This is a genomic window from Cardinium endosymbiont of Nabis limbatus (genome assembly GCF_965196625.1).
Lineage (GTDB): Bacteria > Bacteroidota > Bacteroidia > Cytophagales > Amoebophilaceae > Cardinium.
The window spans coordinates 876,113-890,431 of the sequence record NZ_OZ239769.1; the positions used below are offsets into that span (position 1 = coordinate 876,113).

Consider the following 14,319-nt stretch of genomic DNA (forward strand, 5'->3'; position numbering starts at 1 on the left):
CTTAAAAAGATATCTGACAAGTTAGACTTAACTGACAATTTTAAAGTCTAATTTTTTTGCTGCCTGTAAGATTAAATCTTGACTACTACACTGCGAATGTAGCAACATTTAATCCAGCATCTATATAATCACGCTTTTGAATCGCCCTAGTTGCGCCCCGTGCAGTTCCACAAAGGGGGAAATAGTGTTGTGCCTGATCCCAGGCGCCAGCATAATCTTGATCTACAATACGATTACAGAGCTCATCATCTAGCGCCATCGATGTTGCTGCAACAGCAGCTCTACTTAATATATAAGCACTTAGGCCTGCTCCCCCTGTGCAATAGGTAACCCCTCCTATAACTACGAAATTAAACAAAGAATCATTCCAATTTGCTTGCTGGATTTTGGTTTTATTAAATGCATCTTGTTCAATTTGTTTGAGTTTTTCCTGTATGGCTTTTTTATATTCAGGTTTAGCTTTTTTTTCTTGATCATTAAGTTCTTTATATTCCTTATCGTGACTATAAAGCATCGATCGATTGAGAAAGCAATGGGGATCTGTCTGCATGAGGTAACTATCTATGATATGATCACTCCCTCCCTGGTAAAGTGCATCTGGATCTCTGCTATCAATAATAGATCTATTTTTTACAATCTCCTCCGTTCTTTTAGGGTTTCTAAGGCAACTTTCAATATATTTATTTCTAAAACTGTCGGCTGATGATATATTTTTTTTCCGATCCAATTGGGGTAAAATTGCATCAAAAAGGCAGTTGTTTTTACCCCTACTATCGCTAGTAGGTAGTACTTCTGAATGCCTCATATTAACCCAGTGAAATTCTTTATCCGTCTTAATCAAATTTATGATCACCCTTCTACCTGGTAGATTTCCGCCCACTACATCATAATATTTTCCTTCTACATGTACTTGGATAGGTGCATTTATTTCCTTTGCAATATGACCAAGCTCTCCCACGCCTAATGGCGCACCATTCTTAACAGATTCAATGTACGCTTGTAATATTGGCGTACAAGAAGCTGAATCCACTGGATCTGCTTGTTCGTCTGAGCTAAGGATTAGGTTCTCTGCTAAATTATGCCTTTGAACTTTAGGCAGCTGTTTAGCACTAAACTCCTTAACCTCTTTAGCACTCTCTTTCCAAATTTCTTGAGCCTCCCATCTAGAAAAACCTCTGGTAAGGGGTTGGAATAGGTTGGATGATACGGACTCCACTAGCCTATTGGTAATAGCTGACTTGAAAGCATCTTTAATATGTTGGTAACTAGATGGGAAATAGCAAGTGTAACATTTGGTGATTCCGACTACTTGACGTTTTGCAGCACCGTAATCTGGAGAGAGTGGGTTCAGATTATAATCATGATCTGCACGGAATTGATCTGCCCTAACTTCGTCAAAGGCTATCTCAGAAGGTGGAACTGAAGTATAAGCTGAACTGGAGTAGATACCCTGATCTAATTTATACTCCTTCAAGGTCTCTTCCTCTTGTTTAGCCTTTCGTTCAGCTTCAGCGATATGACTGGTATGCTGCTGAATCTTCGATTCAAACTGATCAAGGAATTTAGGGGCTTCAAAGGCTAAATCATATAGCATCTTGGGAAGGCCTATAATATCCATATAATCTTCACCGGTTAGCTTACGATTTTGGTTGCTTGCATCTGTTGGATTATCTTCATCTTCTCTTGCATTGAGCTGATCTATTTTGTTAATAACAACTCCCTTACCCATCTCTGTGCACGCGTTTATAAACGTATTGTTAGGAGATGGTTCCAGCAATTCCAAACCATCGTTTATAAACAATTGTTGCCAATGGTTATCTCTATTTTTAAGGTCTAGTGTTATGCCTCTAGTGATCAGAGGGTTATTTTGTAATCTTTCAGAAAGGATCCTATCTAACTTCTTATCAATTAGTGACTTTATACCATGTAAAACTGGATCGACAACCATATGATTAACCGAAACCTGCAACAACTTACTGGTCACACTTTCTTTGAAGTGTTGTACAAACTGCTGCTTAGCTTCCTGTAGCCCACCACTAACAATATCAGGTTGACTAGACCTTATTACCATATCCGTTGCGCCCGCGCCAACGGTTGCACCAGTCGCTGTTACAGCCTGGTTAACCCCAGTTAATGAATTTTTTACCCCCCTAAAGGTATCTCTAATATCTGTACCCATTTTTTTAATCCCTTCCCAACCAGAGGATATAAATGAAACACTCCAAGAAATCCCTTTTTGTATCGACCAATTTTTCCAGGAAAAGTCACCTCTTATAGCAGAGGTTACACTACTAAACAAATCACTGAGACCATCTATGAGTAATTTCACACCTAATGATGAGCCCGCTGTATAGACTGACATCAAAAACCCTGCTGTTGCTTGTGCTGCGCCAATGATCGCTACAGAAATAATGCTATACCAAGGGGTAGGTTTTTTTAACCTAAGCGTAAAAATATCCGTTAGGCCATTAGCATAAGCTTCTCCTATCGCTTGACTATGATCTCCATCGGTACCTTTTAACGCTTCTTGAAGGGATTGATTCCTCAATTTTACATGCCACCCTTTTCTTAATGCTTTATCAAGTACCTCAATAGCTATATCAATATGATCAGACTGTATAGAAAGGATATCTAATTGGTGGGCAACATGATCAGATACGGTTATATTTTTAGCTTTTTTATGCAATAATATCAACAAGTGCTGAAAAGAAATTAGGGCTGGTTTGTATTCGTAGTTAATCAACCTAATCGCTTCTTCCAATTCTGCCTTAGCTATTTCTTGATTCCTTCCCTGGTTATCTTCTATGGTGAGTAAAGCTCTCGCTTTATTGTAGCGGGCTGTTACATTATAGGTTTCATCCAAATCAATGGCTTTTTGATATATCTCAATAGCTAATTGAGGGTTTTTGAGACGATCTAAGGCTTCATTACCCTTTTGAACATAGTAATAGGGATTTTTAACCAGTTTATCTTTAGTACCATCTGATCTGATGGCATTGCCAAATTGATCAAAGGTTTTTACAACATCTTGAAGGTCAATAGATTTCTTGTCATGCTGCAGGCGGTTAAACCAAATGCCCCACCGCTCCTGTAAAGCATTCCGTTCATATTCTCCCCAACCATACTGAGTAGCTAAGCTAGAACCTTCTGGTTTAAATGGTTTACCCTCCCGAAAACACTCAATTACATCACTAGGGTATTTGTCCGCCTGTAACTTAGTACAAAAGTCTCGTAATACATTTGCCTTATAGGATTGCTTAATTGCATCTTTATGGTCTATAATATCTTGTTTAATATCCTCTTTAAATGCTGCTATATATTCAGGAAATTTTGGGTCTAACTTTTCTTCTTCCGAAAACGTATTTTTATAGTGCTCAACCGCAGATTCCAGTAGTTTAGGTAAAGAGCGTTTAAAATCACGATCTATGGCATGGGGATTCAGTGCTTTATCTTTGTGAATAAGCCAACGAGACTGAATAGAGGCGTATTGATTCATTTTTTCTGCATCGCTGGCTCTAGGCAAAAGTTCACTCTCTAACCCGCAAAAGCAGCTAAAAAATCGATCTTGTAGGAATGCTTCTGCCAGGTCTTTCTGCGCATTGGTAGTCTCTATAGCTTCTTGCTCATTGCGGGCTGCACGAAGGGCATCTATACTTCTATGGGATGGGTCGTGTACCACTAACTGGGCGCTACCTTTTCTACCTTGACGAGCAGTTCTGCCTGCATTTTGAATTTCTACGCGGTAGCTTTCTGGTAAAAAGGTAATGCAAACATGCATACCACCTATTGCTTCTACTTTATCAGAGGGAGTAATATCTGTACCTCTACCCGCTATATTGGTAGCTATAATAATTTCACCTAGGTCTATGTCGCGTTTGGTAAATTTTTCTTGCTGCTTACCAAAAGAACCAATCAGCTGAGTCAGATTAGCTTTGATAGGGTCCGTTTCTGATGCTGATTCAGTGATAGGATGAGTAGTTTCTGATTCACCTGTATAGGTGAAAATTCTATTCTTATAACAATTGCCTAACCTTTTGGCTAAGACATTTTTTAGATGTTCAACCTGTTTTATATATTTACAGATGATTAAAACAGGACGTCCATTCTGGACCTTACTAACCGTAGTATCACAAATGGATTTATACCATTCCTCAGTGGTCGGAACAATGATAGCAGGTAGCTCCTTGCATCTATAGGGGGAAGTTTCGTTGCTAGCAATCTGTTGCAATTGATAAGGAGGGATGACCACCATATCTACATTATACACATTTTGTAAGAAACTCTGCGTGCTCACGTTGCCTAAGGTACCCGTTAAACCAAAAAGAGAAGCACTATAACGCTTAAAAAAGCTTGCATTGGTCAGAAAATTGGTGGCAACATTTTCAGGTGTGATTTTAAGACCTTCTTTGATTTGAAGCAATTGATGCATGCCATCACTCCATACTACATTGTGTTGCAAAACACCTGTATTATCATAATCAATAGGTACAACCTGACCATTTTTTACAGCGTAGTGGAAGCCCTCTTTAAGAACATAACGTGCTTTTATAGCATTATCAATCCAATAAGGAAGTTGATCAAGCGCAAAGGTTCGTAGATGATCGGGAATATCTAAAATGCCTGCCCTTTTGGTAAAAAGTGCATTGTTTAGCGCTTCCGAACTCGATACAGCCGCTTGGGATAGTTCTGCTGCTTGTTTTTTATATTCGGCTAACTTTCTTCTGTTTGTTTCAACCTTACCGAAAAACCATTGTTTTAAGCCTTTTGAAAGTTTTAGCTCACGCTTGGCAATTTTACGGGCTATTCTTTTCTGTTGTATATCTATCTGAGCATCTTTCTGTTGTAATGCTTTATAGGTCTTCCATTCTTGGGCTTCTTCTAAGGTTAAAACCCTAAGTGCATGCGCGATGCGCGCTTTTACTTGTGGCTTAATAAAGGATTCAATATCCTCTATGGGTTTCAGGCAGGACACTAATGATTTTTCCGAAGAAAGGGTGATGGTAGGGCCTGATGGGCTAGCCTCTTGTGTACAAGGCTCTGTAATCAAAAAATTGTGCCCATCTTTCTCTACAATCTGGCTGCTGAGTCGGTTAACCTCATGCCATATAGCACCTAATGTCAAGGCTAAATGGTCCATACCAGGCATGAGTGAAGAGAGCCGAGTAGAGTGCTTCCTCTGATCATACAACATGCTGTCTACCTCATCCACAATCGCTATATCAAATCTGCGCCCTTCACGCGTGTCCATAGCGGAAAACTCGGTCCGCAATATATCTCCTTGAAAATCTATAGGGGTGCCATATACTATATCTTTTCCATAAACTGCTTTAATCGTCTCTTTTTCAGAATTAAAATCTTTACGGCTATTTTCACCTACGGTAAGGTTTAACATTTCAAAAAAACCTGCTTGCTTGGCTACTTCTGGAATGGTTAACTCGGTAGAGGTGGTAATAATGTCTACTTTTTTTCCTTGTAAAGCGTGAACAGCAGAAAACATCGCTATAATCAGTGATTTGCCTTCACCTGTATTAACCTGCGCCAAACGGCCCAACCCCTCAGTAGGATTCAGTAAGGTTAAAAGAGTCAAAAGCTGGCTCTCTCTAGGTGCATAGCCATGGTGTAACACTACAGCACGCTGAATTACGGCTAGAATTTCTTTCTGTTTAGGGAATGAGTCAGACTTTTCTTTTACAAGATTGCTCCATCTTCTTACCTCTTCTTTACTCCATTGGGAAATGGCTTTTCCAGGTAGTATGGAAGAACCGACATCGTAGCTATTGATAATTTCTTGACAACGCTGCTCTAGAAGATTTGGATCACTTACAAAGGAAATATCTGGTGATTGCTGGCTAATTTGCTGGGCCAGCTTAGATAGCGTATGGGGTTTAGCCTCTTTAAAACTAGCCGATATCACTAGCTCATGAAGAGGACCTTCCCATGTGTGGGGTTGTTGAATCTTTGCCTCTAAAAGTTTAAAGGCTGATATAGCTGTAGGAACATCAACCTTGTATTCAGACAATAAAGTTATGGCATCAAGAAAATGCTTAGATATAGGTTCATTCAGTAATGCATCTACGTCTATCCCCTCAAGAAAAGAGTTAAATGTAGAAACTGATGGAGCTGATCTATCTACCTGGGGAAACGAGTTGAGGAAACTTCTAAGGGTCTCTAATGTTTCTATAGGAGAAGCATAGGTAAAAAAAGAGGGTAACTCCCCATTAATAGATGAAGCATGATCGGGAAATAGCACACTGATTTGATCTTCTACTACCCTAGTGGCTAATTGGCCAAGACATTTATTTAAACAGATGATGCCCTGATCATCAGGATAGGCGTATAGTGCTTGTTCTATTTCTTGACCTGAAAAGTCATATTTTTGAATAAAATTTAAAAGGTCCTTTACAGGGCTAAAGTCTGATATTTGGTTGATTATACTTACCAATTCCCTAATCATGAAAGGACGCCACTTTCTATGACCAATGGAATGGTCTAAGAAAAACTGGTCTTCATAGGAAAGAGATATTTTATATTGGGCCAATTGATAATTAAGGTATTTGGACTGTAAAAAGGAAATCCAGTTGGATCTGTTTGGTAAAAGGGTTGAAACAGCATCATAGTCTGTTTGAAGAAGTAAGAATTCTAATAGATATGATAACTCCATTAAACCAAATGACGATTTTTCTGCTGCATCATGTATGGACAAAAGTAGTTGCTCTAGGAATGGACCTTGATAATAACTAACTATTTGATCTAACTGCTTTAAGAAGTGGGGGTAGGTAATTTCATTGCCATCCTCATAATGGCCACAGAGCAAATCTTGAATCAATGATTCCTTTACCCAATCACTTAAGGGGCAATGCCTCAATATAGGCTGAGAAAAGCTTCCACCTTTTTCAAAATAGGATATAATCGATTTTTGTAAGGATGCATTGGCCGTTGGTAATCTATCTTTTAAAATGGGAATGAATATTTCTTCAAAATATGAGCGATCTGTTCCACTCAGTTTAGCGGTGAAGCTTTCGAGAAACTGATCTACTAGTGAAACAGGAGGCGAACTGGGTAGCTGATCAGCAGAAGCTGATTGCTCACTTAGGCCAGAGGATGAAGCAGCATCCACTCCATTAACAGATACAGAAGGATCTACTGTTGCATCTCTACTCCTGGCTGAAGGAAACCTGGTTGCAGTGGCTTGAGCATTAGAGCTATCGTTATTGGGTGCCTCTATTGCTACTAGGGTTGCATCTACAGCAGCTTCTCTTTTTTCAACCTGATTGCTCCTACCAGTTGTATCTTCATTACTATCATAAGACGATAGATTACGGGAAGGACTACTGCTACTTACTGCAGAAGTAGATGGAGCTCGAGCATCTGCCGTTGAAACGTTACTGGTAGAACCACTTTTTGGGTCTATTTTCTACTACCTTGGCTTTCCAACTGCATTCCTTTTTCGAAAAGGTTACGTGATGGCCACCCTTGGCTAGGTAAGTTTGGACAATGGTGGGTATAAAAGGAGTAGCCTGGTCCGGTTGCCGAGTGCTTATATGTCTTGGAGCATGCCCTATACGCAACCGAACGGGATTGGCACAGCTGCTTAAAAGTTGACCAAATAGCAATAGACGCGCAATAAACCGCTTACAAGGAAAATGCATAGAAATAAAGCGTTAAATTAACCTTACGTTAATGTAAAATAGCTTGGTCTTAGTGGGTCACTAAAAAAAAGCATACCAGATGATTTTATTACTAGTATCCTAGTAGATACTACCATTTTCGGTTAACGGTACTCGTAGAGGTGTCAGCATTAACGCTGGACGTTATACCCATTGCTGATGATAACAAACTGCTCCTTTCTGATGCCAATCGCTGTTTTCTTGCTTCTTCCTCTTTACGCTTCTTTTCAGCTTCTCTATCTTGATACGAAGTGCTAGGGCTATAGGAATAAGAAGAATAGGAATAAGAAGACCTTTTCCTAGCTTCTTCTTCTCTGCGTCTGCGCTCTGATTCCTCCCTTGCTTCCTCTTCTCTACGCTTTCTCGCTCTTTCTCTGAGGCAATCCGCTCGCTGCAACCGCAACATTCTTTACAAATTCTGGTGTAGGAATAGGGACATTTATATTTTACTAAACATTTTTTACAGTTATTACAGTAATGAGAGATTAAACTATTTGCAACAGTGTTAGTGTCACCTACACGACGATACCCACATTGTAAACATTTATGATATTCCTCCACGAAGCCTAGAACACCACATGATACACGATATGCAGAATGACCTTCACGTTCCCAACTCTGAACTGCTCCCCCTCCCATCAATCCTATCTTGCCTACATAAACGATAGCTTGGCCAGAAGATGTGCGCTCAATATGGATTAGATTTTTCTGCCCTTCAGGGCTATAACCGGATAATCCTTCCACCGAAAATCCCGCTGCACAATGGACCGGTAATTTGACTTTATTGCTAAAACCTAGAGGTAACTTTTTATCCACCGTAGCTACCCAAATACCATCTTTTTGTGAAAAAGAACCCAAATGACCGCCTGATGCCGTGAAAATGGTTTGTTTATCTAAAATAACAGGTAGGTTAGAAGGTGGAATACGATCTTGAAATGATTCTTCTGTTGAACGCATCCCCATTTGATGCGCTTTATTGCACCCAGAAAGGGATAACAATAAAAATAATAGGTTATGTAACCGTTTCATAATACTACTCGTTAAAAATATTGAAAAATAAAATAGAATATTTTAATTACAAAATAAATTTTATAAAACCAAATTTATGCTCCAGACGTGGTATGGTTTGAGTGACTATGCAGTCAAAGAAGAAGTAAATGATTGTATCACCTTTAGCTGATTTTGTGGAATTTCTATGGATAGTCCTGTTCCAGACCATAGTCTATTAAGCAAGTTTAGGGCAGCGCTAGAAAAGTTATTGAAAATCATTCTTTATCACCTACTGCTAAGCCGTTTAATAAACTGGTAGCTAAAACTCGATATAAGGTAGAGCGCGTATTTGGAAGTATTAAAAGTTGGTTCCGTAGTGCTCGAGCCTCGGTATGTAGGGCTTGATAAGATGCATACGCAACATGTTTTAGAAGCAATAGCCTACAATTTATATAGGGAACCAAATATCATATTAAGAGGTGTTTAGGGAGATGGTCTGTCCAAAATTGAATAAAATAATCCTGAAAATCAATAAATAATAAAATTTATGCTTCCAGAACAGAAAAAATGACAAAAAATAACCCTAGAGGAATAACAAAAATTTTATTGCCATCCTATTGCAACGGTCTCAATTTTTGTATGAGGCCTAGCATTCCTCATAAAAATCTTAGGCAAAAAGATTATTCCAACATCCATGTTCAGTTAATGGTGTCAACTTGATGAAAAGCTTCAGCCCACAAAACCTCAAATATATGCGGAAGTTTGCTTAAGTATATAATCAAGATGTAATTGGTCAACAAGCTGTTGACCAATTACGGAGTGCTATATGCATCTATTAGCATACAAATACAAAAAATCAGGCGATGGGTTATTGCCCATCACCTGATTTTTACCAATAGATAGCGATAAAGACGCATTCTACATCATACCACCCATTCCGCCACCCATTTGAGGCATAGGAGCAGCTTTCTCATCCTCAGGATCATCGGCTACTACACAAGCTGTAGTGAGCAAAAGAGAAGCAATAGAAGCTGCATTCTCTAGCGCCAATCTGGTTACTTTAGTTGGATCAATGATGCCAGCTGCATAGAGTTCTTCAAATGCATCTGTGCGGGCATTGTACCCAAAGGAATCAGAACCTTCTTTGACGCGTTGTACCACTACAGATGGCTCACCACCTGCATTGGACACAATGGTTCTTAAAGGAGACTCTAGTGCCAGCTTTAAGATTTTAACACCGGTACCTTCATCTTCATTTTCTACAGATATGGTATCTAATATCCCAGCTGCACGTAACAAAGCCACACCTCCGCCTGGAATAATACCCTCTTGCACAGCTGCTCTTGTTGCATGTAAGGCATCATCTACACGGTCTTTTTTCTCCTTCATTTCTACTTCTGTAGCCGCACCAATATAAAGAATGGCTACACCACCAGATAGCTTTGCCAAACGTTCTTGTAGTTTTTCTTTATCGTAATCAGAAGTAGCATGTGCGATTTGTGCTTTAATTTGGGCGATTCTCGCTTCAATATCTTTCTTGTTTCCACCACCATTTACAATAACTGTACTATCCTTATCGATATTGATTTTTTCTGCCGTACCCAAACAGTCTAAAGTAGCGGTTTCAAGCTTGCAACCTTTTTCTTCAGAGATTACAGCACCTCCCGCAAGCACCGCAATATCCTCCAACATTGCTTTTCTTCTATCGCCAAAGCCAGGTGCCTTTACAGCAGCTACACGCAAAACGCCACGGATTTTATTTACAACAAGTGTCGCCAACGCTTCACCATCTACATCCTCGGCAATAATCACCAATGGTCTACCACTTTGAGAAACGGCCTCTAAAATAGGTAATAAATCCTTCATGGTAGAAATCTTCTTATCACAAATCAATATATAAGGATTCGAAAGCTCTACCTCCATTTTTTCTGTATTAGTGGCAAAATAAGGCGATAAATAGCCCCGATCAAATTCCATCCCCTCTACTACTTTTACTTCTGTTTCGGTACCTTTAGCCTCTTCAACTGTAATCACACCATCTTTGCCCACCTTATCCATAGCATCTGCAATCATTTTACCGATTTTGCTATCATTATTAGCGGAAATAGTGGCTACCTGTTCTATTTCTTTAGAACTATTAATCTTTTTAGAGACTTCTTGCAACTTTTTAACAATTGCGCCTACACCTTTGTCTATACCACGTTTGAGATCCATAGGATTGGCACCTGCAGCCACATTTTTAATACCATGTGTAAAAATAGATTGTGCCAAGAGTGTAGCGGTAGTCGTACCATCTCCAGCACTATCTGCTGTTTTAGAAGCCACTTCTTTAACCAGCTGTGCTCCCATATTTTCTACAGGATCTTTTAGGCTGATTTCTTTTGCTACCGATACACCATCTTTAGTGACACTAGGGGCACCAAACTTTTTATCTAAAATAACATTTCTTCCTTTTGGGCCTAAGGTAACCTTCACAGCGTTGGCCATTGTATCAATACCTCGCTTAAGCTTTTCTCGTGCTTCTGCATCAAAAATTATATTCTTTGCCATTGTATATTAGTTTATTATAAGGTTATAAAGAGCTGATCAACGCCTGCCATGCTATTAAGCAATGGCATAAATATCAGATTCTTTCATAATAAGATAGAGCTTACCATCTATATGTAACTCTGTACCACTATACTTCCCATAAAGTACCTTATCCCCTACTTTAAGGGTCATAGGTTCATCTTTCTTTCCTGGGCCTACTGCAATGATTTCTCCTTTTTGAGGTTTTTCTTTAGCACTGTCAGGAATAATAATTCCGCCTATTGTTTTTTCTTCAGCTGCTGCAGGCTCTACTAGAACCCTATCAGCTAATGGTTTTATATGAACTTTGCTCATAACTTATATTTTATAATAATGGTTGATCGTATAAATCGAAATTAAAACGTGAACCACAGAATAATTTGGTCGCACGGACTTTAACCTGATCTGCACTACAGCAGGTTTCATGCCAAACTGCTTGATCGCTTCAATAATGTACAGTATAGCTAGATAGTTACTGACAATTAGTCAGTGTCCGTCCATAATAGATCTCTTTTTCATGCCTTTTTAAACTATCTTATAGAAGTTGCTGTGCGATATCGCTACCGTGCTATGGTAATGAATTAAAAAGGCTTTAAATTTAGAGATCATATAGTTCGAAAGAGGCCTATTATAATAAAGCATATGTTAAAATCCTTATCCATTACGCCTACTGAAATCGTGAATGACTACCGCATAGCTTGCGAAAGCAGGGCAGCAAGTCTATTGGCACGCAAAGAGGTTTTTGCAGGAAAGGCCAAATTTGGAATTTTTGGAGATGGCAAAGAGGTTGCGCAACTCGCTATGGCTAAATATTTCGAAGCTGGAGATTGGCGTTCTGGTTACTACAGGGACCAAACTTTTATGTTTGCGATTGGTGCGTTAACCTTGCAACAATACTTTGCCCAATTATATGCACACGCTTCCATAGAGGCTGATCCGGCTTCTGGAGGGAGAATGATGAACAGCCATTTTGCAACAAGATTTATAGATGCAGCGGGTAATTGGCTTAATCAATTAACCAGCAAAAATGTTTCAGCTGATCTCTCCTGTACGGCTTCACAAATGCCTAGATTATTGGGGCTGGCCTATGCTTCTAAATTATATCGGTCTGCTGATTTTCAGAATATTCAAAAAAATTTCTCCAATAAAGGTAATGAAGTAGCTTTTGGTACCATTGGTGATGCAAGCACTTCAGAGGGTATGTTTTTTGAAACCATTAATGCAGGGGGGGTATTGCAGGTGCCTATGTGTATTTCTATTTGGGATGATGGATATGGCATTTCGGTTCCCCAGCAGTATCATACTACTAAGGGAGATATTTCAACCATTTTAAGTGGCTTCCAACGAACACATACCCAGCCTGGATATGAAATATTTGTTACGAAAGGATGGGATTATGTAGACTTATGCCATACCTATCAACAAGCAGTAACCATCTGTCGAAAAGAGCATGTTCCTGTACTGATTCACGTTAAAGAGCTCACCCAACCACAAGGCCATTCTACATCTGGTTCTCATGAACGTTATAAACCGGCAGAACGATTAAGATGGGAGGCGGAGTACGATTGCCTGCCAAAGATGGCCGCATGGATCATAGAAAGTGGCATCACCACAGAAGAAAGGCTCCAACAAATTGCCATAGCTGCAGATAAAAAAGTAAAAATAGCGCAGCAAGCAGCCTGGGATGCATTAATGAATGAAAATAGGCAAGAAAAAAAAGAGCTACTGGCTTTACTCAATAACATTGTATTGCCCAAAGAAGAAACCGGCCATAGTCCGCTTCCAGCCATTGTGGATGCACTCGCCAGATGCCCATATCCCCGCCATTTGGATGTAACCCGGGCAGCAGACCAAGCGCTCTATGCATTACGCAATATACCCTATCTACATAAAAAAGGGCTACTTGCTTGGTGGCATAAGAATATAAGAGATAACGCAAAAAGATTTAACAGCGATCTCTATAGCAATGCTAGCAATGCGGCCTTATGTGTAAAAGGGAATCCACCTATTTATGGAGAAAACCCTGAGCAGGTAGACGGTAGAGAAATATTATGTAGTGGTTTTAAAGCGTTATTGGCGCGTGACGGTCGTATTTTTGCGATTGGACAAGATTTAGGGAAAATAGGTGATGTCAATCAAGGCTTTGCAGGTCTACAAACGCTATATGGGGAATTACGTGTAACAGATACCAGCATTCGAGAATGTACGATGATTGGTCAAGGCATTGGTGCAGCTATGCGTGGGCTAAGGCCTATCGTTGAAATACAATACTTAGATTACCTGCCTTATGCCCTTCAAATTATAGAAGATGATTTAGCAACGCTTCGATATAGAACAAAAGGAGGGCAAAAAGCACCTATGGTTATTCGTACCAGAGGCCACCGGTTAGAAGGTATTTGGCATGCAGGTTCTTATATCTCGAGCATTATGCATGCGATAAGGGGTATATACCTACTCGTGCCCCGTAATATGACCCAAGCAGTTGGCTTCTACAATACGATGATGCAGTCAGATGATGCTGCTTTAATCATTGAGTGTTTAAATGGTTACCGCTTAAAAGAGCCTATGCCTAGTAACGTGGCTGCAATGACCATACCCATAGGTGTTCCAGAGCGCCTTCGTGTAGGTAGAGATGTGACCATTGTAACCTATGGTGCCATGTGCCGTATTGTTTGTAAAGCAGCAGATGGGCTCTCTGCTTTAGCGATAGAATGCGAAGTAATGGACGTACAAACCTTATTACCTTTTGACATCCACCATGGCATTGCCCAATCATTAGCGAAAACCAATCGGATTGTGTTTGCAGATGAAGATGTACCAGGTGGTACAACCGCTTATATGATGCAACAGGTATTGGAAGCACAGAATGGCTATGCCATGCTGGACGCAGCGCCTCTAACCATTACCAGCAAACCCCATCGCCCCGCCTACGGAGATGATGGAAACTATTTTTCTAAACCTAATGTAGAAGAAGTGGTTGGTAAAATATATAACATGATACATCAAGTAGATCCACTACGTTACCCAGCTATTTTTTGATGCTATAAAATTTGCTTACTTTTCTCTCTCTTTCACGGCTACCCATTATGTCCTC

General features: G+C 39.8%; 6 protein-coding genes and 1 pseudogene. 2 read left to right on the forward strand and 5 right to left on the reverse strand.

Annotated elements, in window-relative coordinates:
• Positions 1-85 precede the first annotated feature (85 nt).
• The 3 genes from ACOALF_RS04000 to ACOALF_RS04010 form a co-directional block, all read right to left on the reverse strand.
• The gene (locus tag ACOALF_RS04000) at positions 86-7,117 is read right to left on the reverse strand and encodes a DEAD/DEAH box helicase (RefSeq protein WP_419241213.1); all 7,032 of its coding nucleotides are present in this window, start codon (positions 7,115-7,117) and stop codon (positions 86-88) included.
• A 265-nt stretch (positions 7,118-7,382) separates the two neighbouring features.
• Positions 7,383-7,649 (reverse strand): hypothetical protein, encoded by a 267-nt coding sequence (locus ACOALF_RS04005; RefSeq protein ID WP_419241214.1) that lies wholly within the window; start codon positions 7,647-7,649, stop codon positions 7,383-7,385.
• A gap of 162 nt (positions 7,650-7,811) precedes the next feature.
• A complete protein-coding gene (locus ACOALF_RS04010) occupies positions 7,812-8,696 on the reverse strand; it encodes a hypothetical protein (RefSeq protein WP_419241215.1) in 885 nt (294 codons plus the stop codon).
• 219 nt (positions 8,697-8,915) lie between these two features.
• On the opposite strand from ACOALF_RS04010, the pseudogene ACOALF_RS04015 reads away from it, so the two are divergent.
• Positions 8,916-9,144: pseudogene (locus tag ACOALF_RS04015) on the forward strand (transposase); the annotation flags it as partial.
• A 431-nt stretch (positions 9,145-9,575) separates the two neighbouring features.
• Here the strand turns inward: ACOALF_RS04015 and groL are convergent.
• Positions 9,576-11,207 (reverse strand): chaperonin GroEL, encoded by a 1,632-nt coding sequence (groL, locus tag ACOALF_RS04020; RefSeq protein WP_419241216.1) that lies wholly within the window; start codon positions 11,205-11,207, stop codon positions 9,576-9,578.
• A 54-nt stretch (positions 11,208-11,261) separates the two neighbouring features.
• Positions 11,262-11,540 carry a co-chaperone GroES gene (locus tag ACOALF_RS04025; RefSeq protein ID WP_419241217.1) on the reverse strand — a complete coding sequence of 93 codons (279 nt, stop codon included), beginning with the start codon at positions 11,538-11,540 and terminating at the stop codon, positions 11,262-11,264.
• A 327-nt stretch (positions 11,541-11,867) separates the two neighbouring features.
• Between ACOALF_RS04025 and ACOALF_RS04030 the strand changes: the two genes are divergently transcribed.
• Complete coding sequence (locus ACOALF_RS04030) at positions 11,868-14,264, forward strand: alpha-ketoacid dehydrogenase subunit alpha/beta (RefSeq protein WP_419241218.1); 2,397 nt, start codon at positions 11,868-11,870, stop codon at positions 14,262-14,264.
• Positions 14,265-14,319: the final 55 nt, after the last annotated feature.

Coding starts and splice junctions, on each gene's coding strand:
- ACOALF_RS04010 (WP_419241215.1), bottom strand. CDS start 8,696: ATGAAACGGTTACATAACCTATTATTTTTATTGTTATCCCTTTCTGGG.
- groL (WP_419241216.1), bottom strand. CDS start 11,207: ATGGCAAAGAATATAATTTTTGATGCAGAAGCACGAGAAAAGCTTAAG.
- ACOALF_RS04005 (WP_419241214.1), bottom strand. CDS start 7,649: ATGCATTTTCCTTGTAAGCGGTTTATTGCGCGTCTATTGCTATTTGGT.
- ACOALF_RS04025 (WP_419241217.1), bottom strand. CDS start 11,540: ATGAGCAAAGTTCATATAAAACCATTAGCTGATAGGGTTCTAGTAGAG.
- ACOALF_RS04030 (WP_419241218.1), top strand. CDS start 11,868: ATGTTAAAATCCTTATCCATTACGCCTACTGAAATCGTGAATGACTAC.